34 protein-coding genes are annotated in these 26,093 nt (G+C 42.6%); 19 read left to right on the top strand and 15 right to left on the bottom strand.

Features of this window, described 5'->3' with window-relative positions:
- The first annotated feature begins 86 nt into the window (after window positions 1-86).
- Genes HTH_RS08440 through HTH_RS08425 form a run of 4 tightly spaced genes read left to right on the top strand, consistent with a single transcriptional unit; the run spans window position 87 to window position 2,088 of the window.
- The gene (locus HTH_RS08440; protein WP_012964306.1) at window positions 87-548 is read left to right on the top strand and encodes a hypothetical protein; all 462 of its coding nucleotides are present in this window, start codon (window positions 87-89) and stop codon (window positions 546-548) included.
- 1 nt (window position 549) lies between these two features.
- Window positions 550-975 (top strand): TonB-system energizer ExbB, encoded by a 426-nt coding sequence (gene exbB / locus HTH_RS08435; protein ID WP_012964305.1) that lies wholly within the window; start codon window positions 550-552, stop codon window positions 973-975.
- Window positions 965-1,342 (top strand): ExbD/TolR family protein, encoded by a 378-nt coding sequence (locus HTH_RS08430; protein WP_012964304.1) that lies wholly within the window; start codon window positions 965-967, stop codon window positions 1,340-1,342. Before exbB ends, HTH_RS08430 begins: the two co-directional genes overlap by 11 nt.
- The gene (locus HTH_RS08425) at window positions 1,342-2,088 is read left to right on the top strand and encodes an energy transducer TonB (RefSeq protein WP_012964303.1); all 747 of its coding nucleotides are present in this window, start codon (window positions 1,342-1,344) and stop codon (window positions 2,086-2,088) included. The genes HTH_RS08430 and HTH_RS08425 overlap by 1 nt, the downstream gene beginning before the upstream one ends.
- 2 nt (window positions 2,089-2,090) lie before the next feature.
- On the opposite strand, the gene HTH_RS08420 is transcribed toward HTH_RS08425, so the two are convergent.
- The 7 genes from HTH_RS08420 to HTH_RS08390 form a co-directional block, all read right to left on the bottom strand.
- On the bottom strand, window positions 2,091-3,005 hold the full coding sequence (locus HTH_RS08420; RefSeq protein WP_012964302.1) for a TerC family protein: 915 nt from the start codon (window positions 3,003-3,005) through the stop codon (window positions 2,091-2,093).
- The gene (locus HTH_RS08415; protein WP_012964301.1) at window positions 3,002-3,955 is read right to left on the bottom strand and encodes a bifunctional phosphoglucose/phosphomannose isomerase; all 954 of its coding nucleotides are present in this window, start codon (window positions 3,953-3,955) and stop codon (window positions 3,002-3,004) included. Before HTH_RS08415 ends, HTH_RS08420 begins: the two co-directional genes overlap by 4 nt.
- 2 nt (window positions 3,956-3,957) lie before the next feature.
- Window positions 3,958-4,425 (bottom strand): thioredoxin-dependent thiol peroxidase, encoded by a 468-nt coding sequence (gene bcp / locus HTH_RS08410; RefSeq protein WP_012964300.1) that lies wholly within the window; start codon window positions 4,423-4,425, stop codon window positions 3,958-3,960.
- A 7-nt stretch (window positions 4,426-4,432) separates the two neighbouring features.
- Complete coding sequence (gene tmk, locus HTH_RS08405; protein ID WP_012964299.1) at window positions 4,433-5,032, bottom strand: dTMP kinase; 600 nt, start codon at window positions 5,030-5,032, stop codon at window positions 4,433-4,435.
- A gap of 355 nt (window positions 5,033-5,387) precedes the next feature.
- Complete coding sequence (locus HTH_RS08400; RefSeq protein ID WP_014462653.1) at window positions 5,388-5,735, bottom strand: hypothetical protein; 348 nt, start codon at window positions 5,733-5,735, stop codon at window positions 5,388-5,390.
- Between the two features lie 15 nt (window positions 5,736-5,750).
- Complete coding sequence (locus tag HTH_RS08395; protein WP_012964296.1) at window positions 5,751-6,008, bottom strand: MvaI/BcnI family restriction endonuclease; 258 nt, start codon at window positions 6,006-6,008, stop codon at window positions 5,751-5,753.
- Window positions 6,009-6,063: 55 nt separating this feature from the next.
- Window positions 6,064-6,915 (bottom strand): DNA adenine methylase, encoded by an 852-nt coding sequence (locus HTH_RS08390; protein ID WP_012964295.1) that lies wholly within the window; start codon window positions 6,913-6,915, stop codon window positions 6,064-6,066.
- Window positions 6,916-7,109: 194 nt separating this feature from the next.
- Between HTH_RS08390 and folP the strand changes: the two genes are divergently transcribed.
- The 3 genes from folP to HTH_RS08375 are packed head-to-tail and all read left to right on the top strand — an operon-like array spanning window position 7,110 to window position 9,424.
- Window positions 7,110-8,294 carry a dihydropteroate synthase gene (gene folP / locus HTH_RS08385; RefSeq protein ID WP_012964293.1) on the top strand — a complete coding sequence of 395 codons (1,185 nt, stop codon included), beginning with the start codon at window positions 7,110-7,112 and terminating at the stop codon, window positions 8,292-8,294.
- Entirely contained in the window at window positions 8,281-9,045 is a 765-nt protein-coding gene (gene cdaA / locus HTH_RS08380) for a diadenylate cyclase CdaA (protein WP_012964292.1), read from the top strand. Before folP ends, cdaA begins: the two co-directional genes overlap by 14 nt.
- Complete coding sequence (locus HTH_RS08375) at window positions 9,038-9,424, top strand: hypothetical protein (protein ID WP_012964291.1); 387 nt, start codon at window positions 9,038-9,040, stop codon at window positions 9,422-9,424. Before cdaA ends, HTH_RS08375 begins: the two co-directional genes overlap by 8 nt.
- A 4-nt stretch (window positions 9,425-9,428) precedes the next feature.
- Here HTH_RS08375 and HTH_RS08370 read toward each other — a convergent pair whose 3' ends face one another.
- On the bottom strand, window positions 9,429-9,773 hold the full coding sequence (locus HTH_RS08370) for a HesB/IscA family protein (RefSeq protein ID WP_012964290.1): 345 nt from the start codon (window positions 9,771-9,773) through the stop codon (window positions 9,429-9,431).
- Between the two features lie 127 nt (window positions 9,774-9,900).
- Here HTH_RS08370 and HTH_RS08365 point away from each other — a divergent pair, with 127 nt between their 5' ends.
- The 12 genes from HTH_RS08365 (at window position 9,901) to HTH_RS08310 (ending at window position 18,762) form a co-directional block, all read left to right on the top strand.
- Window positions 9,901-10,128, top strand: coding sequence for a hypothetical protein (locus HTH_RS08365; protein WP_012964289.1), 228 nt, complete (start codon window positions 9,901-9,903; stop codon window positions 10,126-10,128).
- Window positions 10,129-10,326, top strand: a complete 198-nt coding sequence (locus HTH_RS08360) for a hypothetical protein (RefSeq protein ID WP_012964288.1) — start codon at window positions 10,129-10,131, stop codon at window positions 10,324-10,326.
- Window positions 10,327-10,545 carry a hypothetical protein gene (locus HTH_RS08355; protein WP_012964287.1) on the top strand — a complete coding sequence of 73 codons (219 nt, stop codon included), beginning with the start codon at window positions 10,327-10,329 and terminating at the stop codon, window positions 10,543-10,545.
- Between the two features lie 88 nt (window positions 10,546-10,633).
- Window positions 10,634-11,077, top strand: coding sequence for a prepilin-type N-terminal cleavage/methylation domain-containing protein (locus HTH_RS08350; RefSeq protein ID WP_012964286.1), 444 nt, complete (start codon window positions 10,634-10,636; stop codon window positions 11,075-11,077).
- A gap of 46 nt (window positions 11,078-11,123) precedes the next feature.
- A complete protein-coding gene (locus HTH_RS08345; protein ID WP_012964285.1) occupies window positions 11,124-11,525 on the top strand; it encodes a prepilin-type N-terminal cleavage/methylation domain-containing protein in 402 nt (133 codons plus the stop codon).
- Complete coding sequence (locus HTH_RS08340; protein ID WP_014462652.1) at window positions 11,510-13,426, top strand: glycosyltransferase family 117 protein; 1,917 nt, start codon at window positions 11,510-11,512, stop codon at window positions 13,424-13,426. The genes HTH_RS08345 and HTH_RS08340 overlap by 16 nt, the downstream gene beginning before the upstream one ends.
- Window positions 13,423-14,013: a hypothetical protein gene (locus HTH_RS08335; protein WP_012964283.1), complete on the top strand. Its 591-nt coding sequence runs from the start codon at window positions 13,423-13,425 to the stop codon at window positions 14,011-14,013. Before HTH_RS08340 ends, HTH_RS08335 begins: the two co-directional genes overlap by 4 nt.
- Window positions 14,010-15,059: a glycosyltransferase family 4 protein gene (locus HTH_RS08330; protein WP_012964282.1), complete on the top strand. Its 1,050-nt coding sequence runs from the start codon at window positions 14,010-14,012 to the stop codon at window positions 15,057-15,059. Before HTH_RS08335 ends, HTH_RS08330 begins: the two co-directional genes overlap by 4 nt.
- The gene (locus HTH_RS08325; RefSeq protein ID WP_012964281.1) at window positions 15,056-15,763 is read left to right on the top strand and encodes a polyprenol monophosphomannose synthase; all 708 of its coding nucleotides are present in this window, start codon (window positions 15,056-15,058) and stop codon (window positions 15,761-15,763) included. The genes HTH_RS08330 and HTH_RS08325 overlap by 4 nt, the downstream gene beginning before the upstream one ends.
- Window positions 15,750-16,478, top strand: a complete 729-nt coding sequence (locus HTH_RS08320; RefSeq protein ID WP_012964280.1) for a class I SAM-dependent methyltransferase — start codon at window positions 15,750-15,752, stop codon at window positions 16,476-16,478. Before HTH_RS08325 ends, HTH_RS08320 begins: the two co-directional genes overlap by 14 nt.
- The gene (locus HTH_RS08315; protein ID WP_012964279.1) at window positions 16,475-17,542 is read left to right on the top strand and encodes a glycosyltransferase family 4 protein; all 1,068 of its coding nucleotides are present in this window, start codon (window positions 16,475-16,477) and stop codon (window positions 17,540-17,542) included. The genes HTH_RS08320 and HTH_RS08315 overlap by 4 nt, the downstream gene beginning before the upstream one ends.
- A gap of 14 nt (window positions 17,543-17,556) precedes the next feature.
- Window positions 17,557-18,762 carry an oligosaccharide flippase family protein gene (locus tag HTH_RS08310; protein WP_232500427.1) on the top strand — a complete coding sequence of 402 codons (1,206 nt, stop codon included), beginning with the start codon at window positions 17,557-17,559 and terminating at the stop codon, window positions 18,760-18,762.
- On the opposite strand, the gene HTH_RS08305 is transcribed toward HTH_RS08310, so the two are convergent.
- Genes HTH_RS08305 through ppsA form a run of 7 tightly spaced genes read right to left on the bottom strand, consistent with a single transcriptional unit; the run spans window position 18,689 to window position 26,091 of the window.
- Complete coding sequence (locus HTH_RS08305) at window positions 18,689-19,330, bottom strand: hypothetical protein (protein ID WP_012964277.1); 642 nt, start codon at window positions 19,328-19,330, stop codon at window positions 18,689-18,691. The two genes, HTH_RS08310 and HTH_RS08305, sit on opposite strands and share 74 nt — an antisense overlap.
- The gene (locus HTH_RS08300; RefSeq protein ID WP_012964276.1) at window positions 19,327-21,105 is read right to left on the bottom strand and encodes a type IV pilus biogenesis protein; all 1,779 of its coding nucleotides are present in this window, start codon (window positions 21,103-21,105) and stop codon (window positions 19,327-19,329) included. The genes HTH_RS08305 and HTH_RS08300 overlap by 4 nt, the downstream gene beginning before the upstream one ends.
- Window positions 21,102-21,323 carry a hypothetical protein gene (locus tag HTH_RS08295; protein ID WP_012964275.1) on the bottom strand — a complete coding sequence of 74 codons (222 nt, stop codon included), beginning with the start codon at window positions 21,321-21,323 and terminating at the stop codon, window positions 21,102-21,104. The genes HTH_RS08300 and HTH_RS08295 overlap by 4 nt, the downstream gene beginning before the upstream one ends.
- On the bottom strand, window positions 21,320-22,009 hold the full coding sequence (locus HTH_RS08290; RefSeq protein WP_012964274.1) for a hypothetical protein: 690 nt from the start codon (window positions 22,007-22,009) through the stop codon (window positions 21,320-21,322). Before HTH_RS08290 ends, HTH_RS08295 begins: the two co-directional genes overlap by 4 nt.
- On the bottom strand, window positions 21,993-22,664 hold the full coding sequence (locus HTH_RS08285) for a hypothetical protein (protein ID WP_012964273.1): 672 nt from the start codon (window positions 22,662-22,664) through the stop codon (window positions 21,993-21,995). Before HTH_RS08285 ends, HTH_RS08290 begins: the two co-directional genes overlap by 17 nt.
- A complete protein-coding gene (locus tag HTH_RS08280) occupies window positions 22,661-23,533 on the bottom strand; it encodes a hypothetical protein (RefSeq protein WP_012964272.1) in 873 nt (290 codons plus the stop codon). The genes HTH_RS08285 and HTH_RS08280 overlap by 4 nt, the downstream gene beginning before the upstream one ends.
- Entirely contained in the window at window positions 23,530-26,091 is a 2,562-nt protein-coding gene (gene ppsA / locus HTH_RS08275; protein WP_012964271.1) for a pyruvate, water dikinase, read from the bottom strand. Before ppsA ends, HTH_RS08280 begins: the two co-directional genes overlap by 4 nt.
- Window positions 26,092-26,093: the final 2 nt, after the last annotated feature.

Genomic DNA, 26,093 nt, shown 5'->3' with positions numbered 1-26,093 from the left:
GCTATGCGGAAGATAATAGTGTATGACTATGGTCATACTTTGCAGGCTTGCAACTTATGATTGTGAGTATTACAATATAACCTGCCATGGAAGGGGAAACTATAAAGAATGTAAATTTTCCGAGTTTCCTGTTTGCGAGTCTAATAGCTGGCTACGCTATGCTCCTCGTTGATTATGTCTTTAGCGGATGGTTTGGTTTTTTTGGACTTTATCACTATCCTGACTCACGCATAGGATTGTCTAATCCTTTTTGGACACTCAAGCACGAAGTGCAGTCCATCATATTCTCTTTACCCTACGCTACACACTTTCTCCATGTGAAGTTCCTAAAAAACCGCATCTTGAAAGGTATGTTATATGGTATAATTTTTTATGTATTCACGCGTATAGTAGGATTTGTAGGAATGATGGGCGGTGCGCCGTGGTTAGTAAACTTTATGGTAAAACCTTTGGAAGCTCATATTTCTTCCTTTATACTCCACATGGTATGGGGGTTCTTCTTAGGATACCTATACAACCCTCCCTTGGAGGGGAAAAGAGAAGGATAGCATGGATGTACTAAAACTCCTTGTGGATTATGGAGTGATAGGCTTTCTCATCTTCCTGAGCTTTGTATCCGTGGGTACTGCTATAGAGAGGTACATCTTCATAAAAAGGGCGGATATAAGTAAGTATAAAAGTAGGCAGGATATAGAGTTAGAGCTTACCAAAAACATGCACTGGATAGCTACCATAGGCTCCAACGCACCTTATATAGGGCTTCTTGGCACTGTGCTTGGCATAATGCTCACCTTTTACACCATAGGTCAGGAGGGTTTTGTAGATACCAAAAAGGTGATGGTGGGACTTGCTCTTGCTCTTAAAGCTACCGCAGTAGGGCTTCTGGTAGCCATCCCTTCAACTGCTCTTTACAATGTACTTTTGAGGAGAGTAAGAGAAAAATTATCCATGTGGGAAAAGGTAAATGGAAGATAGAGAGTTTAAAGACATAAATGTTATACCCCTCGTTGACATTATGTTGGTGCTTCTTACTATAGTGCTTATAACTGCTACCTTTGTTGTTCAGGGTTCTATTCCTGTAAACCTTCCCACTGCCAAGTCTCAGGAGGTAAGGGAGTTAAAGGGCTTTGAGATCGCCATTACAAAAAGTGGAGAGATCCTTTTTGAAGGAAAAAGGGTGAGCCTTGAAGATCTTGAAAGAATAATTTCTACAGCCAATAGGGATGCCAACATAAAGGTGCTGGCGGATAAGGATGCAAGCGTGCAGTCTTTGGTAAGTGTCCTTGATAGTCTAAAGAGACTTGGCTTTACAAAGGTATCTATAAGAACAGAAATAAGATAATGCATCTTAGGTTAAAGGCTTACTTTGCTTCCTTTATCATACATGCCGCCATTCTCATAGCTATCTTTTTACTGCTTAAACAACCCTTGCATAGAGTTGTGGAGGTAGATCTCACAAAACTTGATATAAAAAAGGAGGAGCCTAAGGAGATAGAAAAACCCAAAGAGATTCGGAAGCTTAAAGAAATTCCAAAGGCAGAGAGATATACTAAAAAAACGGCTTTAATGCCTAGAAGAGAAACTAAAAAGCAGGTTGAAAGCGGTACGGTAAAACCCAAGAAAACTGAAGAAGAGATGCCAAGTAAGGAAGAAGTGCCAAATATACCAGAAGGTGAAAGTCTAAACGAACATATAGAGGCACCTGCACCAGTTACACCCGAAGAGAGAGTACCCAAAGCGGAAAGGGGAGTTCAAACCAATTCTACCCCCTCCGAACTTACCATCAAAGGGCAAAAAGCGCTTGAGGAAGAATTCCTAAAGGGGAATCTGGAAATCATATCGGGCATAATAAAGCATAACCTCACCTATCCACTGCTTGCGAGGAAGCTAGGTATGGAAGGAAAGGTGATTGTCTCCTTTCTCCTTACAAAGGACGGGCGCATAAAGGACATAAAAGTTGAGGAAAGCTCCGGTTATAAAATGCTTGATGAGAACGCAATAAACACTCTGAAAAGGGTAGAAAACCTAATGCCTAAACCTCCGGTGAATGTCAGGATAAAAATTCCCATCATTTACAGACTTGAGTAATCTTATCCTTTCATCCTTTTGGAAACTAAAGATGCCAGCATAGACACAAAAACTGCGCTCAGTATGAGCAGAAGGGAGACAGCAACTGGTATATGATAAAAGTCGGATATGAGCATCTTCACACCTATAAAACCAAGTATAAAGGCAAGCCCGTAGTGAAGATAATGAAACATGGGCAGTATGGCATCTGCTGCAAAGTAAAGGGAGCGAAGTCCAAGAATTGCAAATATGTTGGAAGTGTAAACCACGAAAGGATCTCTGGATATGGCTAAGATGGCTGGAACAGAATCAATAGCAAACATTAGGTCTGAACTCTCCACAAAGAGGAGAGTAAGGAACAAAGGTGTGGCATATATTTTCTTCCCTTCCCTTACAAAAAATCTCCCATCGCTTATATCTGGCTTCATAGGTAAGATCCTTTTTGCTACTTTGTAAACTAAGGTTTCTTGGGGATGAAACTCTTTCTCCTCAGTAGTTAGAAGCTTCACCGCAGAGACCAAAAGTATCACCCCAAAGACATAGATGACCCAATCAAACATATCTATGAGTTTTATCCCGGTAAATATAAAAACCGCACGCATCAAAATGGCACCAAACACACCCCAAAAGAGTATTTTGTGCCTGTATTTGTCAGGAACTCTAAAGTAAGAGAATATGAGGATAAAGACAAATATGTTGTCTAAGCTCAGCGACTTTTCCAGAAGGTAGCCGGTAATATACTCGGTAGCTGGCTGATAACCTTTGGTATAAAGCACATAAAGTCCAAAGCCTAAGCCTATGAGAATCCAAAAGAGCGACAGCAGAAGAGACTCTTTTACTGATACCTTGTGAGGCTTTCTGTGGAAGACAAAAAGGTCCAGAAAAAGAGCTATAAGCACTAAAGAGCCGAACACAAACCAGCTTAGGTCCAGCATCATAAACTTAGCTTCTCCTTTATGCTGTCTATAACTTTGACGGGAATAGGGTCGTAGCCATAGAGCTGTGAAAGATAAAAACTCGCCCAATCCCCTAAGTAAATGAGGTAAAAGAGCCTGTTTAAAAACTCATTTCCTTCGCCTTTTATAAGAGCAGGCACTACTCCCAGGTCTTTGAGTATCTGCTCTGTTATCTCAAGTCTCTTTAAATTTCTTGGGTGGTCTTCTGGGTCAAAGAGGAGCACAAAAGTACATAGATTTCTTGTTATTGGATTGTCAAGCCCCACTACCTCATTGTGGTGAAGCTCAGGAAGCGTTGCAGTATAACACAGCGTTTTGGCATTCTCATTTATTTGGGTCTTCCATCTTAAGGCTACCGCATCCATCAAAGGAGTTGCATACACAACAGGTATGTATCCTTCAAGCCTTTGAGCTAATCTATATGCCTGCTCTTTAATGCTTTCCTTCTTCTCTTTTAAAAACTCTCTGCAAGCCTTTAGACCATCTTTCATACCTATGAGGGAGAGCACAGTAGAGATCATAAAACCCAGAGCGTATCTTGGGGGATAGCCAGAAGGCAAGGCAAAGTGCATAAGACCTCTCTGGTTTGTAAGCTCTTTTAACTTTCCTCCTGAGCTTACACACACGGGCTTTATGTTCCTGCTTAGCGCCTCTTGTGCTATGCTAAGAGTCTCCTCGGTGTTTCCACTGTAACTTACGCAAAAAACAGCCCAGTTTTCCTTTACATAAGGTGGGAGCGTATAATCCCTTACCGACAGTATCGGCATATCAATCTGGGACTTTTCCAGCACCAGCTTTGCCAGGTCCCCCACTATACCAGAGCCACCCATACCGCTAAAAACTATCCCCGCGTAATCCCTTAGGTTCAAAGAAGGTGTATCTACGGGATTTATCTGCTCCGGAAAGTTTTCCAGCATCTCCTGTGCTTTCATGGTCACTCTATACTTTTAAGCACATTTTCTACATGTCCCTTTGCTTTTACATTGTACCATGCCCTTTTGATAACTCCACTTTCATCTATAAAAAAGGTACTCCTTATTATACCCTCCGTCTCTTTGCCGTACATCTTCTTTTTGCCATAGGCAGAGTATAGCTTTGCCACCTCCTTTTCAGGGTCGCTCAGAAGTATGAAGTTAAGCCCGTGCTTTTCTCTAAACTTTTTGTGGGAGCTAAGGCTGTCTGGACTTATGCCCACAACTCTTATTCCCATAGAGCTAAGTCTTGACATGCTGTCTCTAAAATCGCACGCCTCTTGTGTACAGCCCGGCGTGTCATCTTTGGGATAAAAGTAAAGTATCAGCGGTTTGCCCAAAAAGTCCCTAAGACAAAACCTGCCCTCTTTCCCGTCCTCATCTATACCCTCAAGACAAAACTCCGGTGCTTTATCCCCTTCCTTCAGCATGCTTACATTATAACCTACTTTCCACTATTTTAACTATCTCCTTAAAGACCTCCTCCTTTTCCCTGTTGGCATCTATGAGATAGATTTGTCTCTCTTTCTCAGAACTCTGTATAAGAAAGTAAGCATCTCTTACCTTTCTGAGGAAATCTTTATCTTCAAACTTGGTTTTGTCTTTCCCTATTCTGCTCAGTGCTACTTCCAGCGGGACATGGAGGATAAAAGTCAGGTCCGGCTTTCTCCCCCTTGTTGCTATGTGATTGAGCACATTCACAGTTCCAAGGTTTATCTCCCTACCATAACCCTGATAGGCAACGGTGGAATCTATGAACCTGTCCACTATAACCACATTACCCTTTTGGAGGTCTGGCAATATTTTTTCCCACACAAGGCTTGAGCGTGCAGTTTCAAAAAGCAGAAGCTCCGTTATAGGGTCCAGTGAAAAGCTCATGATAAGCTCTCTTATCTTCTCCGCCAGAGGGGTGCTTCCGGGGTCTCTGTATAAGGAAGCTTTATGACCTTTGCTCCTTAGGTATTCGTAAAGGAGGTTTGCCTGCGTTGTCTTTCCAGAGCCGTCAATACCTTCAAGGGTTATAAGAAATCCTTTCATGCTCCAAAGATTATACTATTTATAGGCTGAGTGAGAAATTCAGAAAGCCTTTAGTTTCATAGCAAAAAGTCCTTTGAGGGCAGGGGGCTGTTATAATAACCCCCAAACTATTAAATCATAGTGGATGGCTAAGATGGCTGCTGGATAAGTTTGAGCTTATGGGGGATAGGGGTTATAGGGAATGTGAGTATGTGAAGGGAGGAAGGACATAACTCTGCTCGCCTTGCTGTATGGTTATGCTATTGGCTATAGCTTTTTCAGAGAGAGCTTTGAGGAGGTGCTTTATCATGCTTAATTTCTCACTCAGCGTATTAAGAATAGTATTTAAAGATATAACCATTTCTCCTTCTGAAATTCATTTATTAAAAATGATTCTTTGTAGTAACGTTTTTCTTGCATAGAAGGCTCTAGTTGTACTTCCATGTCCTTCTCCCTTAGTTCTTGGTTGTACATATACCCCCATCTTTCCTGTTAAAGCATTAAAACCCTTTACCTTGATAGTATTCCTTACTAATTCATAATCTTTTTTGATTTGTTCATACAACTCTTTATCTCTTAAATCAAATTCGTATATTCCATATAACACTGAGCGAGGTTCATCTAATCCTTCCCAAATTCGTGCAAATATTAACATCTTTTGTAACTTTCGTAATAAATGGCTTTCTTCAAATGGTGTTTGTAAAACATTATAAGGATCTATCATAGTGATAGCCATTGTTTATTTAACAGTTAATTCTCCAGACTTTAAGTATTTTAACGATACTACTTTTAATTCCCAAGAACCAAAGTCAGGAGACTGAGCGGAATTTAAAGGAAGCCCCAAATATCTTTCAATAACATGTCCAGCCCAACCTTTATTTTTCTTTCTTTTATTTTTCTCTCTTTTGAATACAGTAATCCCCAATTTATCTGCAAGCTCTCTCAAGTCTTTTCCTATTAGCTGTTTACCTTTTTCTAAAGCATCTTTTCTTTCCATTTAGCACCCTACCTAAAAAAATATAATAGACATAGGATTAATAAAAATTGTCTTCTCAATAATTTTTTACCAAAATTTCAACCTTTGCTTTCCCTCTTTTGTCTCCTTTACAGTTTATAAACCTGTTCGCTTCTATTTCCAAAATATTATAGCCTCTGTAAAGCTCCTTTACAAACTCAGTATTTGAATTAGACAACATTACATAACAGCCTTTTTTATCCAATTCCTCAAATACCTCACGTAATTCTAAATGATCCTGCTCTGTAAAATCATGTTTATTGTATTTTGTAAAAGATGCCGTCTTTGTTAGAGGATAATAAGGGGGATCCAGGTAAACAAAATCTCCTTTTTTAGCCAATTTACAAATTTCTTTATAGTCTGTATTATAGATTTCTACATTTGCCGTGTTTAAATAATCAGAAACTAATTTTAAATTCTCTTCATCTACTATTACAGGGTTTTTGTATTTCCCAAAAGGAACATTAAACTGTCCTTTTGAATTCTCTCTATAAAGTCCATTGAAACAAGTTTTATTCAAATATATAAACCTGCTAGCTCTTTCTACTGGAGATAGTTTATCTGGAGACAGTGATCTTACTTTATAATAATAACCTTCTTCATTTTTATGTTGTTTAAGGCTTTCTATGAGTTCTGTTAAGCTGTCCCTTATAACTTTATATGCATTTATAAGCTCCTCGTTTATATCATTTATAATTGCTCTATCTGGCATAATCTCAAACAACAATGCACCTCCTCCAATAAAAGGTTCTATATATGTGTCATACTCTATCGGTAAATTATCGATTAATAAATTTATCAATTGTCTTTTACCACCAGCCCACTTAACAAAAGGTTTAGGTTTTTTCAATTGATTTAATACTACAGCCGATGTGTTAGTTTTATGCATCAACCACACCTCTGCCTAAGGATTTTATTATGCTCCACCCTAATTTCCAAGTTCAAGTATATAAGTCCAGTGCATCGTGAACACTCTCATCTAAAAAATTATATCATCTTTCATGGTAGTATGTATGAATTCAAGTACAATGGTATTCAGTTAAAAATCACCCAGGGGATGCTCCAAAGATTATACTATTTATCATGCTCATCAAAAGCTTTAAAGACAGAGATGCTTTTTACAGATTTCTGAAGGAAAAAGTGGGCATATTCTTTAAAGAGGCGGATAGCAGAGCTTTTGAGGGGATTTTTCATGTTATATACTTTGAAGACAAAAATACAGACCCGAGCCTTTTGTTTGATTGTGCCAGAAGCTCTTGCATTTCTATCTTTTATCAGGAAGGTAGATATGCCATATGCGGAAGTGAGGCAAGGATAAGGGATTTTTGCTCCTGCATTGTCAAAAAACACAAGAGTTTATCCTTTAAGATACTTGAAGGTCTCATAAATTACAGAAAAAAGTCCTTCAAACTCCAGTACAACTACAAGGTGCTGCCACTTGGAATAAAAACTGCTGTTATGGGTGTGCTCAATGTAACTCCCGACTCTTTCTCTGATGGTGGTCTCTATATGGATGTTGCGCAGGCGGTCAAAAGAGGTGTTCAGATGGCACAGGAGGGAGCGGAGATCATAGACATAGGCGGTGAGTCTACAAGACCAGGCTCCGAGAGGATAAGTACCGATGAGGAGCTAAAGCGTGTCCTTCCAGTGCTTAAAGAACTCAGAAAAGAGCTTCCCAATATATGGATATCCATAGACACCTATAAGTCGCAGGTGGCAAAGGCGTGCTTGGAAGAAGGTGCGGACATGATAAATGACATAAGCGGTGGCAGTTTTGATGAAAAGATGTTTGATGTGATAGCCACTTATAGCTGTCCTTATGTGATGGGACACACAAAGGGAAGGCCGGAGGAGTGGAAGCACATGACCATAATATACGAGGATGTGATGCAGGAGTTAGTGGAGTGGTTTGAAGAAGGCGTGCAAAAGCTCAGACAAAAAGGACACAAAGGTGATATAATACTGGATCCGTGCATAGGGTTTGGTAAGCTCCCTGAGCATAATGTAGAGATACTCAAAAGGTTCAGAGAGCTTAAAGTTTTTGGACTTCCTCTGCTGGTTGGTGTATCAAGGAAGTCTTTTATAGGCTTGATTATAGAGGGTTTGCTAAGAAAGAAGACAGAACCAAGGGAGAGGCTATACGGAAGCCTTGGTGCCCTTGCTTATGCGGTTATAGAAGGTACCAATATTGTAAGGACGCATGATGTTAAGGAAACAAAAGAGTTTCTTGCTTTGCTGGATACGATAAGGACTTATGGTGAATTTTGATTTTTTAAAATTCTTCTCCTTCAGGGACATTATAGATATTGTAGCAGTCTCTTTTTTCATATACATGGTTATACACTTTTTGAAAATCACCAAAGGCTTTCAAATACTTAAGGGTCTTGTGTTTATTGGCTCTTTTTGGATTTTTGCGGAGCTTTTGGGGCTCAGGACTCTTTCGTGGATCTTTGACAAGTTTTGGGCTGTGGGGCTTTTTTCCATAGTAGTCATATTTCAGCCTGAGATAAGGAAGGCTCTCTCAAGACTGGGGCAGAGGACACACGTGGTAGGCATAAAGTTTGTTGAGGAGAGGGTGGTGGAGAGAATAGTTAGAGCTTGCAGCTTTCTCTCCGAAAGACAGATAGGAGCTCTCATAGTCATAGAAAGAGGACAGAACATAGAGGGGCTAATTGAGGGATGCGTCTCCATAGATAGCATAGTTTCTGTTGAGCTCTTAATAACCATCTTTGACCCTTTAACACCTCTGCACGATGGAGCTGTTGTCATAAGAGGTGATAGAATAGCTTTTGCATCCTGTATATTACCACTTTCCAAATCTCCGGACCTTCCCAAAAAATACGGAACACGGCACAGAGCAGCACTGGGCATAGCGGAGGAAAGCGACGCTATAGCGGTGGTGGTATCCGAAGAGACAGGTGAGATATCCGTAGCCGTTGACGAGAGATTTTATAGGAACTTAGACCCGGAAGGACTTAAGAATCTCCTACTTAAGGAGCTTGGAATAAGTCATGCTTAAGGATCTGTTTTTGAAGGACTGGCATTACAAACTTCTGTCGCTCTTTTTGGGATTCTCTTTGTGGTTAGTGGTAAACTTGGGAGTAAGGGTACCCATCCTGGTAGAGAAAAACATAGAGATAGCAAATGAGAATCCACATTATACATATAAACTTGATAGAAAGAGAGTGAGGATAAGATTGCTAGTTATTGAGAGGTTTAGCCTAAATGAGAGCTTGGAAGGAGTAAAAGCCATAGTTGATGTAAAAGGACTGGATGAGGGTGATTATATGCTCAAGGTGCATGTAGAAAGCCCTTTTAAATTATTGGCGTACCCTTCTGAGGTTCAACCGCAGTATATAAAGGTTTATGTTAGGAAAAAACCGCCCGAAGGGCGGTAGAGTCTCATCCGCAGGAGAAAGAGCTTCCACAACCGCAAGAGCCTGTAACATTGGGGTTCTTTATGGTAAATCCGCCACCCATAAAGTCCATAACATAATCAAGCTCTGCGTTGTTAACATAAGGCATAGAAAACTGGTCTATCACCACCTTAACACCGCCGTATTCAAAGACATGGTCACCCTCTTCTATGGTGTCGTCAAAACCCATAGCATACTGAAAACCTGAGCATCCACCAGGCACAACCCTGATCCTAAGTATGGGCTCGGTGATATTGTTTTCCTGAGCTATTTTTAAAACCTCCTGGGATGCCTTCTCCGTAACGAAGAAGTTCATAGCTACCTTTTCCATAGTGCTACCTCCTTTAAAAGTTTTACTGGCTTTTAAGATACGCAAATGGTAGGAGATTGGCAACATGATTATTATCATTGGTGAAGTTTTTAGTGTCAAAGACCTAAACTAAGATATATTTAACGCTATGGAATGGGTGCAAGCTCTCACTGTTATAGCCAGTCTTACTGCCGTTATAGGCATAGTGGCTAATTTGCTCAACAAGCGTATTGAGGACACAAATAGACGCATTGAGGATACAAACAGGCGTATAGATGACCTCAAGGATGACATAAGAGAGCTAAGGCAAGAGATAAGAGAGATAAGGCAGCTGCTTTACAAAGCTTTTGAGGCTCCACACAGGGAGGAGAAGTAGATGGAGTGGGTGCAAGCTCTCACTGTTATAGCCAGTCTTACTGCCGTTATAGGCATAGTGGCTAATCTGCTCAACAAGCGTATTGATGACCTAAGACAAGATATGGACAGAAGGCTGGACAGACTGGAGCAGGACATAAGAGAGATAAGGCAGCTGCTTTACAAAGCTTTTGAGGCTCCACACAGGGAGGAGAAGTAGATGGAGTGGGTGCAAGCTCTCACTGTTATAGCCAGTCTTACTGCCGTTATAGGCATAGTGGCTAATCTGCTCAACAAGCGTATTGATGACCTAAGACAAGATATGGACAGAAGGTTTAGTGAAATGGACAAGAGGCTTGACAGGATAGAGCAAGACATAAGAGAAATAAGACAACTACTTTACAAGATATTTGAGCTTCCTCAGAAAGGGGAAAAATAACTTTCGTGAAGTTATCGTGAAATTGCTTGACAGACCTAAAAAAGAGGATTAAAATTAAAACCAACAACCTTTAAAGGAGGGTTTAGTCATGAGGAACCTTTACTCAGCCACAAGCCAAGCGGCAAGGCTCAACAGCTCAAAGGGTTTCACCCTTATTGAGCTGCTCATCGTCATAGCCATCATAGCCATACTTGCCTCTCTGGCAATACCTCAGTACCTCAAGTACCAGAGAAAGGCAAAGGTAAGCTCCTACGCAGAACCCATAGCCAGAGGTTGTATGCTGGACGTGGTAGCCTTCTGCACGGAAAACCCGAACGCCACTATAACCGCAGCTTCTCTAGGTAATTGTTCTCTCACCAGTGTAAGTACCGCAGGTGGCACTGTAACCCTCACACAACCCTCTGGAACTTGCCAGGCTGATGGACAACCACCAACTAATGCCTCCTCAGTTGCTACACTTCAGGGTGTTACAGACTTTACTGCCGTGTGCAACTACAGCAATCAGAGCGTGAAGTGCACAATACAAGGTTAATCTGAGTTAAACTCTTTGTTAGACCCCCTTCGCGGGGGTTTTTATCATGTTTAAGGGTAGGGGTTTTACTCTTATAGAGCTTCTTTTGGTTATAGCCTTGCTGGCAATTCTGGCTTCTATGGCTATACCTTCTTATCTTGCGTATCGGGATAGATCCAAGGTCAGCAACTTTGCGCTCTCCATTGCTTCTGCGTGCGCCAAAGATGCCATGGCAGACTGTGTGTCAAGGTTTGTGGATGCTCCCACTACCTTTGACCTTTCTAACCTTCCCAACTGCTCTAATGTCAACACGGCTATGGGCAACGTAGAGGTTTTGCTGGATGGGAGTTATACCTGTGCTCCTGGCGGCGTGGCAAGTGGGACTGTAAAAGGGGTTTTGGCAGGAGTAAACAACTACACTGCGGTGTGCGAGTTTGGGGGAAACAGCTTTAGGTGTACGGTAAGGTGATATACCTGCTTCTTTGCCTTTTTGCCTTTCTTTACACACTTTCTGCCAGCAAGGTTATAAACACGGGAGATGCGGGAGAGTTTGCGGTAGGTGGCATCACTCTTGGTCTTGCCCATCCTTCTGGCTATCCACTTTATATGGAAGTTCTAAAAGCCTTCAGTTTCCTACCTTTGGGTAGCGTACCTTTTAGGATGGTGCTGGTAAGCATAACTTTTTCGCTTCTGAGCCTTTACGTGCTTTACAGGATAGTTTACAGGATCACGGGGGAAAAGTACAGTGCACTCTTTCCTGTGGCTCTTTTGGGTGTTTCTTACTCCTTCTGGGGTCAGTCTGTGGTGGTAAAGTTCTACCCTCTTAACCTCTTTATCATCTCCCTTATGCTGTATGCGGGTCTAAAGGTGGCTCTGGAGGGCTATGACAGAAAGTATCAGTACTTGGTTAGCTTTTTGCTGGGTCTTACGCTTGCCAACCACCACACGGGCTTTATGATGGTGGTGCCTCTCTTTGTGCTTTCCCTCTTCTACCTTAGGGAGGTTTTGAGAAACCTTCCTGTAAGCCTTCTTCTTTTCCTGCTTGGTTTTCTGGCAAACCTGCACATGCTCATAAGAGGCAACAGGGTGTTTGCTCCCAATCCCGTCTATGACTTGGAGTCTTTCCTCGTGGTATTTCTGAGAAAGCCATACGAGTCTGCCTCTTCGGTGGATGTGGTCAAAAACTCGTGGCAGGACATTTTTGGCTACTACTACGCTATAAAAAATGTTCTCACAATCCTGCTCCACAACTTTCCTGTTTATGCCTTTCCTCTTTTCTTGCTTGGGGTATTTTGGAGCTTTAGGCTTTCCAAAAGGCTGGGTGTATATATTAGCGCCTTTTTCCTTACCTACTCGGTATTTTTGGCAAAGCTTACCTTCTCTGCACCTCTTATGAGCATGGACCAGTGGTACATAGGAGCTCACCAGTACTTTCTTCCTATGCTTTTTGGCTTTTCTCTGTTTTCTGGGCTTGGTCTTTACGCGGTGGTGAGCTTTCTTAAAAACACCGAGCTTTTAAAAGCGGCTGTGCCTTTGGGGGTTTCCGCGTATGCTCTTTTTCCCATGTTTGAGAGGCTCATAGACCAGAACTTTAATGACAACTACGTGGCATATTCTATATCCAAGGCTATCCTCTCTTCTCTGCCTGTTGGAAGTGTCTATCTAACTTACGGAGACAATCACACTTTTGAGTCCTGGTACTTTAAGTACGTAGCCCGCTACAGGGAAGACGTATGCTCCAATGATTACCTTTCTCCCGAAAGCTCCACCCTGCTACCCAGAGGTTGCTATCCGCTCAGTCTCTACAAAAACAGCCATGTGTTTTCTGAGTTCTTTAAAGGAAATATGTCGTTCTTTGCCTCCTCCGGAAGGCTCTACAGTGTTATATACCTGAAACCTCCAAACCCCCTCTCTCCCTTCTTTGAAAACCGGTTCTGGGTCTTTTCCTTTGCCCTCATCCCAAAAAACGTTGAGGTGCCAAAGAAGGCTTGGGACAAAAGACTCCTCAAGTGGCAGGAGCTGGAGCATATAGCTATGCTGGACTGTGCCAGCTATCCCACCGATGATAGATTCAGCTCCGTGCTCTGCACCTTCTCGCTTCCTATGTTTGCTTACATGATAAGCGCTATTGACGTTCCCAACCCTTCTGGAAAGATAAGCTACGATGTTAGATACATGGGAAACACCTTCAGAGTCTCCATAAACGTGCCGGGGGACACCAGCTACCCCGGTGAGACTTTTTTCATACCTCAGGGAGCTCAAACCAGGAACTACATAGAGCTCTATAATGCTGTGATGGAAAACAACAAACCTGAGAAGTTCAGATATTACCAATACACCGCAGAATACAAAAGCAGGAGCAAAAAATGAGGTGGATGCTGGTATTGATGGCTTTGCTTGTTAGCTCTGTATACGTGCTGATAAGTAATCAAAAGCGCCTAATCACAGAAGGGGATATGCTACTGATAAACGGCAAACCCCTTATGGCTATATCTATGTACGAGCGCGCTCTTCTCAACTACTTGCCTTTTAGCCCTTACAACCAGAAAGCTATAGAAAGGATAGAAAAAGTCTGCAACAGCCTTTTGGAAAAGTCCCACAAACTCTTCTGCTACGAAACGCTAAGGTCTTCCCTCTATCAGCTAAGAGGTATCTCTGTTCCCTACTCTGAAAAGATAAAACCTCTTGAAGAGAAAATGCTTCTTACCAAGATGGAGCTATACATTGAGCATAACAACCCACCACAGAAAGACTACCAAAAAATCTTCAAAGACCTCAAAAGCTTTACCCAGTACGACCCATACCCTTCAACTTTTTGGAGCCTTCTGGTGGTGCTGTCTTTGGCTGGCTGGGTGCTATCCCTATCTTTTGCGATAATAAAGGGCTTTAAGAAAGCTTTTCTGTTTGCTTACGTGGTTTTCTTCTGCCTGTGGCTTGTTAGCCTGTATATGGCATGAAAGTGCTTTTCTTAAACAGAAGGTGTATAAAGCATCCCGAAAGGGGTGGCGCGGAGGTATACACCATGGAGCTGGCAAAGGCTGTAGTAGAAAGGGGAGGGCTTGCAGAGTGGTTTGCTTCAAAGGCTAAAGGTCTCAAAAGTGAGGAGGTAATAGACGGAGTGAGGTTTATAAGAAAGGGAAGCGAGCTTACCACTCACTTTTACGGACTTTTGTATGCACTCAAAAAGGATAAAGATTGGATAGTTATAGACGAGTTTAACGGCTTGGGCTTTTTTACCTTCTTTCTGAAAAATTCAGTGCTCTTAATACACCAGCTTTATCAAGAGTTTTGGACTGTGGAGCTCGGATTTTTGGGCTATCCCTTCAAAACCCTTGAGAAGCTTTTGCTAAAGCTCTACAGAAACAAGCTTGCCATAACGGTGTCTGAATCTACCTACGACGACCTTAAGAATCTTGGCTTTAGGCACATACGCATAATACCCAATGGTCTGGGAGTGCGTCCTCTGGAAAGACTACCCAATAAAGAGGAAAGTCTACATCTGGTTTATCTGGGAAGGCTCAAAAGGACAAAGAACCCAGAAGATGCCATAAAAGCCTTTCTGCTGGTAAAAGAGCGCATAAAGGATGCAAAGCTCTTTGTAGTGGGAGATGGTCCACTATACTCTTATCTTACTGGTAAATATTCCCACCTGCAGGACATAGTCTTTACTGGCTACCTGGAAGGCGAGCAAAAGTATAAAATTCTGGAAAAGTCCCACTTTCTTCTGGTTCCAAGTATAAGGGAAGGTTGGGGACAGGTGGTTATTGAGGCAAACGCTTTTGGCACTCCCGCCATAGGCTATCGCGTGCAGGGTCTAAAAGACAGCATAAGAGACTTACACACGGGCTTTCTGGTAAAAGACTACAAGGAGATGGCTGAAAAAGTTTTAGAATTGTGGGAAAACAAGGAGCTATATAACAAGCTTGCTAAAGGCTGCCTTGAGTGGGCCAAAAACTTCTCTTGGGAAAGGACTAAAAAAGAGTTTCTGGAGCGCATAACATGAAGGCTCTGCTGGTGCTTCCTACCTACAACGAGGCGCAAAACTTGAAGGTGCTAATTCCCAAGCTCTTAGAATATGGCTTTTTGGACCTTCTTGTGGTGGATGATGGATCTCAGGATGGGACTCCTCTGGTGGTAAAAGAGTGGTCTAATAAAGAACCCAAGGTAAACCTTCTGGAAAGACCCTACAAGATGGGCTTAGGAAGTGCTTACGTAGCAGGTTTTAAGTGGGGGCTAGATAAAGACTACCAGCTGTTTTTTGAGATGGATGCGGACCTTTCCCACGACCCTAAGGACATACCCAGGTTTGTAGAAAAGATGAAGGAAGGATACCACCTGGTTATAGGCTCCCGATACACGAGAGGAACCATCAGCGTAGTGGGGTGGGACTTCAAAAGGCTCCTGATTTCTAAGTTTGCCAACTGGTATGCTACCACTATCCTAGGCATTAAGGAGCTTACCGACATAACCAGCGGATACAGATGCTACCGCAGGGAAGTGCTTGAGAAGATAAACCTTGACGCCATCAAGTCAAACGGGTATGCCTTCCAGATAGAGATGGTTTATAAAGCCTATAGGCTTGGTTTTAAAATAGCGGAAATACCCATAATTTTTTACGAGCGGGGCAGTGGCTCTTCCAAGATGAGCAAAAAAATAGCCCTTGAAGCGGCAATAATGGTATGGAGGTTAAAACTTGGAAAAGCATAGAGGTTATCAAGAGCATCTTGCAAGCATCAGACATATAGGGCTAAGACCTCTTTTTAGAAAACTTTTAGGAAAACACGCCACCACAGAAAAGATATACTATAGGCTTACCAACATATCTGTAAAAAAGCTAATCAAGATACCCAATATAAAAACCGCTTCTAAAGTTCTTGATGTAGGCTGTGGGACCGGGGAGGTCCTAAATTACATAAAGAAATTTATAAACCCATCCGCAGAGCTTTATGGAGTGGACTTGGAGAAAAACCCAGTCCTTCCAGATTATGTAAGCTTTTTGCGATGCGACATAGAAGAAGAGACCCTTCCCTTTGAAGAGAACAGCTTTGATATAGTCATCTCCAACTTTGTTATAGAGCACCTTAAGAACCCCCAGAAGCTTTTCACAGAAGGCTACAGGGTTTTAAAGAGAGGAGGATACTTTTATTGCACTACAGAATATTACACATCCCTTTTTTGCCCCGATGGGTATAACTTCTACTCAGACCCAACTCACGTGCGTCCCTGGACAAAAAAAAGTTTAAAGACTCTTGCCAAGATGTGCGGTTTTGAAGTTTATCAAGTAAAGGTTTTAAGATGGTGGGAGTATCTGCCTCTGCTTCCTGTCTTTCCTCTCCTTAATCTGCTGACACCCAACGACTTTTCCTTCATTCCCTACGAGATAGTAGGAAGAACAGTTTACATAATAGCAAGAAAGCCATGAGGATACTTCACTTTATCTACGACCACATAAACAACCCGTGGGTGGGGGGTGGCGGTGCGGTAAGGGTGTACGAGATTTACAGAAGGCTCTCCCAGAAAGGACACTTCATAACAGTGGTCAGTGGCAAATACCCAGGCGCGCAGGACTACAAGGTGAACGAAAACTTTGAGTACAGATTTCTGGGAAACCCTAAAAACTATGTTTTTAGCACCTTCTCTTACGCTTTTGAAGCCATAAGATTTCTGAGGGAAAACGCTAAGGACTATGATGTGATAGTTGAAGACTTTGCACCTTGGAACCCTGTCTTCTCCTACTTGCTTGAAAACCAAAGACCCGTTGTTTTGCAGCTTCAGAACTATATGGGAAAGGAGATACTCAGGAAGTATAACCTGATGGGTATTCCTTTTTACCTGATGGAAAAGCTCTATCCCAGAAAGTTTAGAAATTTGATAGTAATCTCTGAGGCTCTCAACCAGAGGTGGAATATAGAGGGGAAGGTAATTCCGCAGGGCATAGAAAAGCTTGAGGAGGATGCAAAGCTGGGCAGTTATGTAGCCTTTCTTGGGAGGATAGACATACATCAAAAGGGCATTGATTTGCTTGTAAAAGCTTTTAAGGATCTTAAAGGTTCGGAGCTTTTGATAGCAGGGGACGGCAAAGACAGGGAGAGGTTTTTAAAAATGGTCAGAGGCTTTGAGCATGTGAGATACATAGGAAAAGTCACGGGCGAGCGCAAGTATGAGTTTATTAAAAAGGCGCGGTTTTTTGTCATGCCTTCAAGGTTTGAGGGACAGGGCATAGTGGCGCTGGAGGTGGCATCCATGGGCAAACCACTCATAGTGAGCGACATACCTGAGCTAAAATATGTAGTGGACAACGGCTTTGGCATCTCTTTCAAAAAGGAAGACCCACAGGACCTGAGGGAAAAAATACAGATGCTTTTGAGGGATGACCAGCTTGTTCTCAAGATGGGCAAGAGAGGTATAGAGTTTGCCAAAAACTTCACATGGGACAGAATAGCTCAGGAGTACGAAAAATATCTCATACAAGTGGAAAAATGTTAAAAAACCTGTCTTTTGTGAGCTTAGCTTTTATATATGCCAATCTAACGGGCTTTGCCTTTCACTTTTTTGTCAGCAGGCACCTAGGAACTGCGGGCTACGGTGAGTTTATGGTGCTTTACTCTCTCATGCTCACTGTTGGGAACTTTATAAACTTTTTTGCCAACGCTTGTGTAAGGGAGTTTGTAAAACACAGAGAGAGTATTCACGCTGTACTCAGGTATATGAGGCATGTAGGTATGTTTTTGGGTCTGGCTTGTCTGCTTGTAGGCTTTACGCTATCGGCGTTTTTGAAGGACTTTCTCAGAGTGTCTGATATCCATTATATCTGGGTTATCTCCTCTGTTTGGCTGGTGCAGTTTCTTGTGATAATAGAGAGGGCTTACTTGCAATCCACTGAGAGCTTCAAACTGCTTTCCATCTCTCTGGTTTTTGAACAGACTCTCAGGCTAATTACCGCTGTTGTTCTAATATACGCAGGTTTTGGAGTGTTCGGTGCTGTTTTTTCTTCTTTCGTTGGGCTTTTTACTGTGCTGGTCTCTTTGCTGGTGCTAAATGGTCACCTTTTTGGAGAGCTAAGGGCTGTGCCTCTGAGAAGCCTTTTTAAGGCTTCCCTCTTTACTTCCCCCGTCAGCTTGTTTATTTATGCGGATGACCTTTTCATAAGGCGCATCTTTGACCCTAGCACTGCTGGACTTTACGCTTCTGTGTCAGTAGTAGGTAAAGCCTTCATCTGGCTGGTTATGACCCTCATGGGCGTGTTTTTCCCGGAGTTTGTAAAGCATAGGCATAATGCCTATCTATTAAAAAAGCTATTTTTAAAGTCTTGCCTTTTGATCATTTTGCTGTTTTTGCTGGCAGAGTTTTCTGTTTTGATTTTTGGAAAGAAGGTTTTTGTCTTACTGTTTTCCAGCAAGTTTCTGCCTGCTTTTTCCCTTCTTCCGGTCTACATTCTCTGTATAATGCCACTTATTCTTGCACTTGTGTTTGTTTTTCTGCTCACTGCACTGAGTAGAAATCTCTTGCTTATTTATCTGCACATTTTTACATACTATGCAGGCTTTTTAATACTGCCTTTTAAAGATGTAAATTCTTACATGCTCTATATCTTTCTTGTAAACTCTTCCTTTGCTTTACTTTATGCCTTTTTTACACTTTTTCAAGTCGCACGCGATAGTGGTTTATCAAAACTCCTGATAAGCTGGCTACAAGGAAGAAGATAAATAAAAAGATTCCAAAGACCTTAAAGGGTTTTCCCAAAGGTGATCCTGCAAGTATTATGCCTGCGATAGGAAGCAACATAAAGGCTAAAAGGACTTTGAGGTTTCCCTCCGTCCAGAACCTGATGCCAAAAAGATAGCCTACAGGGGTGGTGTGCAAAAGCTCAAAAAATCCCAGATAAATTAAAAGGGAAAGAAGGATCTTGGCAATGGCAGTCAGAGACCATACGAGCGCCGATGAAGAAAAAAGGTCAGAGAGGACATTTTTAAGCTCAAGACCGTCCACAAAATAGCTGGATATTAAAAGCACTATGAGTGCATCTGTTAGCATTATGGCTGTAAGACCGTAAGAACTCTGAGCTTCCGCCTTCTCTTCCTGATATTCACATAACTTTTCCAGCTCTTGTTTATGCTGAGAGTAGTAAGAAGTGTCCAGATGAAATACGAAGGGCTTCCCTGCATTCATAGCCCTAAAAAATTCTGCGATGTTTGCCCCATTTTTTTCCAGAAACTCCACCAGCTTCTCTAAATCCTTAACTGCGGTTATACTGACCTTTACCCTTTGACTCATTGCCTTACCAGCACGGGAGTTAAGAATATGAGAAGCTCTGACTGTATCTTTTGGGAGCTTTCCTGTCCAAAGAGCCACTTGAGCACCGGCACCCTCACCAGACCGGGCAGTCCTTCGTTGGTCTTTGTCTCCTGATTGTCTATTATACCGCCTATGACTAAGGTGTCTCCGTCGTTTACCACCACCTTGGTGGAGGCTTCCTTGGTGTTTATGGCTGGTCCCTGGGGTGTTTGTTCGCCCGGTGTGTCCCTCTTGAGGTTTATGTCAAGGAGTATTCTGCCGTCTGGTGATACCACAGGCGTGACATCCAGCTGAAGCACCACATCCTTGAACTGTATGTTAGCAGCCTGTGCACCTCCTGCCACTACGGTGGTCTGATAGGGTATCTGGACACCCTGTTTTATGGTAGCCTTCTGAGCGTTTACAGTCACAACGGTGGGTTTGGCTATGTTTTTAATCATGGCTATGCGTTCAAGAGCGGAGAGCCTGAGATTTAAGGCGTTGAGCATACCCTTCTGGTAGCTAAAGGCAAAAATACCACCCGGCGTTTGGCTGAGTCCAGGTGTGTAGTATATGGGAGACCTGGGACCCACAGATGTTGGATCCGGAGGCACAAATATGGTTCCCGGTGCAGGAGCTACCCCTATGTTAGCACCCTGACCAGCACCACCCTGCCAGAACTGAGGCACCCTTGCTTGAGAGAGAAGCACATTCCAGTTTATGCCCAGCTCTCTAAGAGCCTGCTCCCTTACCTCAACGATCCTTGCTTCAATCTTTACCTGAACAGGTGAGTCGCTTATGTAGTCTTTGAATCGCTCTCTTATCTTCTCTATCACCTCTGGGTAGTCTGTCAGCATAACCGCATTAAATTCCTTGAGTATAGGTGTAGGTGGAGCTTGCTGTTGCTGTTGCTGCACCTGAGCGGAAGCCGGAGCTGGAGAGGTGGGTTGCTGGAGTTTGACCGCTCCTCCGCTCAGTATTACTCCGGATTCGGACCTTAAAGGCTCTATCATCTTTATGAACTCATCCGGGCTTATGTATTTAAGGTAAAAGATCTTGGTTACTGGTTTTCTTTCTGTGGGGGTCATGCTCAGAAAGTTTTTCAGCACCTCCTGGTACTTTTCCAACTGTCTTGGACTATCGGTTATAACCAGCGCAGAAAAACTTGGTACTTTGGTTATAACCGTGTCTGGCTTTTTGTAAGAGCTTATCAGCCTTTCTGCCTCGTCAAGGGAGATGTTTTTGAGGTAAAAGACCCTTGTGGTGCGTTCTTCCGCCGGCGCAATCTTCTCTACAATCTTGGCATAATCTTTCATAACGGGTTCAAGCTTCTTTATATTTCTCTCCTCGTCCCTTATGTAAACCATTTTTAGAGTTTTGTCTATCACTATCTCCGCGGATGGGCTTACTCTGGGTTTTAGAAACTTTACGAACTCTTCTATCTGTCTGTCGTCAAGACCAGAAAGGCTGATGCTGAGCTCTCCTGCCTTGGTTATTCTGTATACTTTTCTGTCAACTGGCACTGCAATAAGCCCGTACTCTTTTAAAATGATGTTTAGAGCTTCTCCTACTGGTACTGGTTTGTATATGGAAACGCTAACAGGTTTGGAAACATCCTGCGCTATTTGTGGATCAAATATAACATTCATGTCAGCAACTTGGGATAGGGCTTTTAAGACTGTTTCCAGCTTCACATTTTCAAACTTCATCTCTTTGACTGTCTGTCCAAAGGACACACAGAGCAGAAGAAGAAATGTCAAAAGCGCTCTCCTCATTTTTTCCCTCCTTCTTCATCCTTCTTTAAGAATTGCGAAGGATTCTGGTTTACTCTCGTAGTCTTTACTTTACCGTCCTTTTCTTCCACCACCACATAGTTTTCCGTTTTTCCTCCCTTTTCTATCACTATGTACCCTACTACACCTTCCATGCTTTCAAAGGGCTTCTGGGCAAAAGCCGTACCAACCAAAAGGACTAAAGGCAGCAACTTCCTCATTTTCCCTCCTCCTTCTTAACAAGCACGAATATGTTAAGCTCGCCGCGTAGTCTCCCCTGTTCTGCCTGTGAGATCTGCAAACTTGATGGATAGGATGTGATGCCACCCTTTGATAAACCTTCCATAAATTTCTCAAAGGCGGGATAAGTTCCAAGAAGTGTGATTTTCACATCAGCCTTTATATGCTTTACACCCTCTTCTTTTGCTTTTTCCTGTTTCTTCCCTTTAGCTTGCTCCTGCTGTGGCTTTGGTTGTAGCTCCCTGACTAACCTTTGATCTCCTACAGGCTCAAGGACATAAGCCGTCTCCTGTTTTGACCCTATCTGTAAATTTGTTATAACAAGTCCACTTCTCTTTGCCAGCAATCCTATATCTCTCAGTATAAGACTGGCATCTTTCTCTGTAGGTATGCTACCCACGATGGTTTCAAGCTCCCTCTCTTTTTCTTCAACGAGCTTTTTAGTCTCTTCCTCTTTTTTCCTTAGGTTTTCAAGTATCTTGGGATTCATTGACCTCTGAATGCTTTGTATCTCCTGCTGAGTTTTTTCTCTTTCTCCCCTCAATTTGCTCACTTCCTCCCGCAAAGGTGAAACGAAGAAAAAGTAAGCGTATACCATAAGGATCGCAGGTAAGCCTAAAACTAAGGTGTACCTCTGCCATGCAGGTAGTTTATTGAGAGCTTCCATACTTCCCTCCTCCGTAAAGCGTTTTCTCTGCTGAGAGCTTTGCGCTGTAATACTCAAAACCGTACTGGTTTACCTTCCTTTCAATGCTGGACACACTCACCACTTTGGAAAGGGATGATAGCTGTTTACTGTAATAACTTATACCTGAGTAATCAAGGGATTGGAGCTCCATTTCCACCTTTATAACAGAGCTGTTTATGTCAAGGTTTTCACGGTAAGAGGATATCCAAGAAACAGAAGGTGCCTGTTTTACATAAGAGAAGAAGGTTTGGTTGAAGGGTGCATAGTAGGACTTTAGCCCTAATAATATGTCTTTACTTTTTTCTATATCTTTTATCCTGTTTTCAAGCTGAGCTATAGACGTTTCTATAGCCTTTTTCTCTTCAACAAACTTCTTTGCCTTTGTTTGTAGCACAGTCTTTTGGGCATTAAGCTGGTCTATTTCCTTTTTGAGCTGGTTAGCTTCCGAAGAGAGCCGTGAGTAATAAACAGCTATAAGAATAAGACACAACCATAGCAGTGCTCCAAGATAATAAATTCCCCTTTCCTTGGAAATGCCTATTGAAGGAATCTTGGGCAATCCCACTGTAGGTTTTAGCTCTCTTTCTAAGAGCCTACGCTCATCCTTCTCCTTGGCAAGGTTAATCTTTATCATCCCTCCATACCTCTTATACTGAGTATATATGGAATGAAAAAGTTAGGCTTTATGCCTTCTATATCAAGAAGGCCAAGTATGGGTAGATTTTCAAGGATGCGGGTAAGAAGCGCTTCCTCAGAAAGTATTGGACCTACTATGTATACGCTTGAAAGGTCGTTGATGATTATAACATTTCTCACTTCTGCAAAAAAGCTCTCTAAGGACTCCTCCTCTCCTGTGTGAAGATATTCGCTGTAGCTCCATGGTACCACAAAGTACGCCACATTTAGAGGTGAGTAGGTAACAAGCAAGGCATAGCTGTAATCTATGTAAAGCACCGTAAAAGGAACAGACAACTTATTATAAAGTCCGTAGTTAACTATGGCTATAACCTCGTAATCTAATATCCTGAGTCTCATACCTGCAGACTCTATGAGCTTTTTTATTTTACTTACTGCCTCTTCTCTTGCAAATGTTAAAAGTGCAATTACGTTTTTACCTTCTTTTTCAAGGATATAGTAGTCATATAGTGTGCTTTCTTTTATCATGGAGAGCTCTCTCTTTATAGCCCAGTTTACAGCTTGCTGAAGGTCTTTTTTGCTCATAGTAGCAGGATACTTGTAAAACTTCAAAAGTCCGTCGTTGACAGGCAAACAGGATATTACATCCCTCCCCTTCAGGTTGTATCTTTCTGCGTATGTTTTGAGTATGCTCACCCTTTCGTTATCACTTTTTCCTTCCCATACTACCTCCACTGGTTCAAAGGTAGGCTTCTTTTCTTTGTCAAGGTCCAGAATCCTCAGCACTTTGTCGGTTATCTGCACCGCTAAGGACACCTTGGTTTTTGAGAAGGTTGGAAGCTTTATTTTTGGTAGCATAAGCTTCATATTATTGCCCCCCTCATCTTTTCTTCTGCTTTTGTTACCACAAGCATAGTCTTTAGCACCGAATCTGGATTTAGGGATATGCTGTCTATTCCCTCATCAACCAGAAAGGCGGCAAATTCAGGGAAGTCAGAAGGTCCCTGTCCACAGATGCCTACCTTTTTCCCCTTCTCTTTTGCCACTTTAATAAGCTGAGATATAAGCCTCTTTACCGCTTCGTTTCTCTCATCGTAAAGGTGAGCTACAAGTGCTGAATCTCTATCCAATCCCAAGGTGAGCTGAGTAAGGTCGTTGGAGCCTATGGAAAAGCCGTCAAAGATCTCTGCAAACTCATCCGCAAGAAGTACATTGCTGGGAAGTTCCGCCATGACATAAACTTCCAGGCCGTTATCTCCTCTCCTTAACTTAAACTCTTCCATGACTTTAAGCACCCTTTGTCCCTCCTCAGGTGTCCTGCAGAAGGGTATCATAACTTTCGTATTGGTGAGTCCCATCTTGTTGCGCACTCTAAGGATAGCCTGGCACTCAAGTCCAAAGGCTTCTTTGTAAGTGTCTGAATAGTATCTTGATGCTCCTCTCCAGCCCAGCATGGGGTTTTCCTCTTCGGGTTCAAAAAGCTCCCCACCTATGAGACCTCTGTATTCGTTGGACTTAAAGTCAGAAAACCTCACTATAACTGGGTTAGGATAAAAGGCTGCGGATATCTTTGCTATCCCGTAGGAAAGCTTCTTTACAAAGTACTGTGCTTTGTCCTCGTATCCAAAGGTTAGATTCTCAATGTCTTCTATGATCCTCTTTAAAGGTATGGGCTTTCTATCCTTGCCCTTGGCAAGCTTTTCTAAAAGGGGACTTTTGGCATAGTTCTGGATGGAAGACATGAGACAGTAGCCCCTTTCGTCTATGAGCTTTTCTTTTTCAAGAAGGGTTAAAAGTTCTTTGAGTTCCTGATAATGGAGCAGAGCCAAGGGATGTATCTTTATGTAGTTGGCAATTATAAATTCTTCCCTGGCAAGTCCCACTCCATCATTGGGTATAAAAGAGTACTTGAAGGCGGATTCAGGATTGCCCACATTCATCATAATCTTGGTTTTTGGTCTTGGCAGATTCTCAAGGTTTATCTCTTCCACCTCATAGGGTATATATCCTTCGTAAACATATCCTATCTCACCTTCCGCACAGGAAACTGTTACTTGCATACCGCTTTTGAGTATTTCTGTTGCCTTGTGCGTTCCCACCACAGCCGGAATGCCCAGCTCTCTTGCCACTATGGCTGCGTGTGCAGTTCTTCCTCCCCTGTTGGTGATTATGGCGGATGCTTTCTTCATTATGGGTTCCCAATCGGGGTCTGTAATATCAGTAACCAACACCTCCCCTTCCTGAAACTTTCCAGCATCCTTAAGGTCGTGTATGACTCTAACTCTACCTGTGGCAATCTTATCACCTACAGCTATGCCGTACACTATCCTCTTTTTCTCTCTGCTTTCAACAGGCTCTGTAAACTTGTAAACCTTCAGCACTCTCTCTTCTTTTCTTGAATGCACTGTTTCAGGTCTTGCCTGGACTATAAAAAGCTCGTTGAGAATCCCGTCCTTTGCCCACTCAATGTCCATAGGCGTCCATCTTCCGTTCTTCTTTGAGTAGTGCTCTTCTATGAGAACGCTCCATTTTGCCAGCTTGAGGATCTCTTCATCTGTCAGAGCGAACTGTTTTTGGTCCGATATGGGTACATTAACTATTTTTGTCCTCTCACTTCCCACTCCGTAAACCATTTTTCTGTCTTTGCGACCCAGCTTTTTCTCTATTATAGCAGAATACCCCGCTTGCAATGTGGGTTTGAAAACCATGTACTCGTCAGGCGTTATGGCACCTTGAACCATAAGCTCACCAAGCCCGTAAGCAGCATTTATGACCACCACATCCTTAAATCCTGATTCCGTGTCAAGGGTGAACATCACCCCCGATGCACCCATATCTGACCTTACCATCTTTTGGACCCCCATGGCTATACCCACTTTAAAGTGATCAAAACCAAAGGATTCTCTGTAGGATATGGCTCTGTCGGTAAACAGCGATGCAAAACCGTTCTTTATGGCTGTGAGGACATTTTCCGCACCCACCACATTGAGGTAGGTCTCTTGCTGACCCGCAAAGGAGGCGTGAGGTAGGTCCTCAGCGGTTGCAGAGGATCTTACTGCCACATCCACCGCAAAAGAGCCATACCTTTCAGAGAGCTTGCTGTAGTATTTCTTTATAAGGTCTTCCACCTCTTTGGGAAACTCTCCACCTCTGATGAGCTCTCTTATCTGATGTCCTCTTCTGGCAAGGTCCTCTACATTACTCGTGTCAAGTCCTTTAAGTATGCCCTTTATCTCTTCTTCTAATTGGTTATATCTTACAAATTCATAGTAAGCTTCGGAGGTAACCACAAAGCCGTAGGGTATGTTTATGCCCAGCTGAGAGAGATTTTTTATCATCTCTCCGAGGGAAGCATTCTTTCCACCCACTAAGGGTATGTCCTCAATGCTTACCTCATCAAGCCAAACCAAATAGCGCTTAGCCATCT

It is taken from the genome of Hydrogenobacter thermophilus TK-6 (genome assembly GCF_000010785.1).
GTDB lineage: Bacteria > Aquificota > Aquificia > Aquificales > Aquificaceae > Hydrogenobacter > Hydrogenobacter thermophilus.
Note: the sequence above shows the minus strand (reverse complement) of the source record. Positions and strands in the feature narration are given on the sequence as shown.

Bases quoted from the DNA above. Each gene is read 5' to 3' on its own strand.
- HTH_RS08440 (WP_012964306.1), top strand. From the start codon at position 87: ATGGAAGGGGAAACTATAAAGAATGTAAATTTTCCGAGTTTCCTGTTT.
- exbB (WP_012964305.1), top strand. From the start codon at position 550: ATGGATGTACTAAAACTCCTTGTGGATTATGGAGTGATAGGCTTTCTC.
- HTH_RS08430 (WP_012964304.1), top strand. From the start codon at position 965: ATGGAAGATAGAGAGTTTAAAGACATAAATGTTATACCCCTCGTTGAC.
- HTH_RS08425 (WP_012964303.1), top strand. From the start codon at position 1,342: ATGCATCTTAGGTTAAAGGCTTACTTTGCTTCCTTTATCATACATGCC.
- HTH_RS08420 (WP_012964302.1), bottom strand. From the start codon at position 3,005: ATGATGCTGGACCTAAGCTGGTTTGTGTTCGGCTCTTTAGTGCTTATA.
- HTH_RS08415 (WP_012964301.1), bottom strand. From the start codon at position 3,955: ATGAAAGCACAGGAGATGCTGGAAAACTTTCCGGAGCAGATAAATCCC.
- bcp (WP_012964300.1), bottom strand. From the start codon at position 4,425: ATGCTGAAGGAAGGGGATAAAGCACCGGAGTTTTGTCTTGAGGGTATA.
- tmk (WP_012964299.1), bottom strand. From the start codon at position 5,032: ATGAAAGGATTTCTTATAACCCTTGAAGGTATTGACGGCTCTGGAAAG.
- HTH_RS08400 (WP_014462653.1), bottom strand. From the start codon at position 5,735: ATGATAGATCCTTATAATGTTTTACAAACACCATTTGAAGAAAGCCAT.
- HTH_RS08395 (WP_012964296.1), bottom strand. From the start codon at position 6,008: ATGGAAAGAAAAGATGCTTTAGAAAAAGGTAAACAGCTAATAGGAAAA.
- HTH_RS08390 (WP_012964295.1), bottom strand. From the start codon at position 6,915: ATGCATAAAACTAACACATCGGCTGTAGTATTAAATCAATTGAAAAAA.
- folP (WP_012964293.1), top strand. From the start codon at position 7,110: ATGCTCATCAAAAGCTTTAAAGACAGAGATGCTTTTTACAGATTTCTG.
- cdaA (WP_012964292.1), top strand. From the start codon at position 8,281: ATGGTGAATTTTGATTTTTTAAAATTCTTCTCCTTCAGGGACATTATA.
- HTH_RS08375 (WP_012964291.1), top strand. From the start codon at position 9,038: ATGCTTAAGGATCTGTTTTTGAAGGACTGGCATTACAAACTTCTGTCG.
- HTH_RS08370 (WP_012964290.1), bottom strand. From the start codon at position 9,773: ATGGAAAAGGTAGCTATGAACTTCTTCGTTACGGAGAAGGCATCCCAG.
- HTH_RS08365 (WP_012964289.1), top strand. From the start codon at position 9,901: ATGGAATGGGTGCAAGCTCTCACTGTTATAGCCAGTCTTACTGCCGTT.
- HTH_RS08360 (WP_012964288.1), top strand. From the start codon at position 10,129: ATGGAGTGGGTGCAAGCTCTCACTGTTATAGCCAGTCTTACTGCCGTT.
- HTH_RS08355 (WP_012964287.1), top strand. From the start codon at position 10,327: ATGGAGTGGGTGCAAGCTCTCACTGTTATAGCCAGTCTTACTGCCGTT.
- HTH_RS08350 (WP_012964286.1), top strand. From the start codon at position 10,634: ATGAGGAACCTTTACTCAGCCACAAGCCAAGCGGCAAGGCTCAACAGC.
- HTH_RS08345 (WP_012964285.1), top strand. From the start codon at position 11,124: ATGTTTAAGGGTAGGGGTTTTACTCTTATAGAGCTTCTTTTGGTTATA.
- HTH_RS08335 (WP_012964283.1), top strand. From the start codon at position 13,423: ATGAGGTGGATGCTGGTATTGATGGCTTTGCTTGTTAGCTCTGTATAC.
- HTH_RS08330 (WP_012964282.1), top strand. From the start codon at position 14,010: ATGAAAGTGCTTTTCTTAAACAGAAGGTGTATAAAGCATCCCGAAAGG.
- HTH_RS08325 (WP_012964281.1), top strand. From the start codon at position 15,056: ATGAAGGCTCTGCTGGTGCTTCCTACCTACAACGAGGCGCAAAACTTG.
- HTH_RS08315 (WP_012964279.1), top strand. From the start codon at position 16,475: ATGAGGATACTTCACTTTATCTACGACCACATAAACAACCCGTGGGTG.
- HTH_RS08305 (WP_012964277.1), bottom strand. From the start codon at position 19,330: ATGAGTCAAAGGGTAAAGGTCAGTATAACCGCAGTTAAGGATTTAGAG.
- HTH_RS08300 (WP_012964276.1), bottom strand. From the start codon at position 21,105: ATGAGGAGAGCGCTTTTGACATTTCTTCTTCTGCTCTGTGTGTCCTTT.
- HTH_RS08295 (WP_012964275.1), bottom strand. From the start codon at position 21,323: ATGAGGAAGTTGCTGCCTTTAGTCCTTTTGGTTGGTACGGCTTTTGCC.
- HTH_RS08290 (WP_012964274.1), bottom strand. From the start codon at position 22,009: ATGGAAGCTCTCAATAAACTACCTGCATGGCAGAGGTACACCTTAGTT.
- HTH_RS08285 (WP_012964273.1), bottom strand. From the start codon at position 22,664: ATGATAAAGATTAACCTTGCCAAGGAGAAGGATGAGCGTAGGCTCTTA.
- HTH_RS08280 (WP_012964272.1), bottom strand. From the start codon at position 23,533: ATGAAGCTTATGCTACCAAAAATAAAGCTTCCAACCTTCTCAAAAACC.
- ppsA (WP_012964271.1), bottom strand. From the start codon at position 26,091: ATGGCTAAGCGCTATTTGGTTTGGCTTGATGAGGTAAGCATTGAGGAC.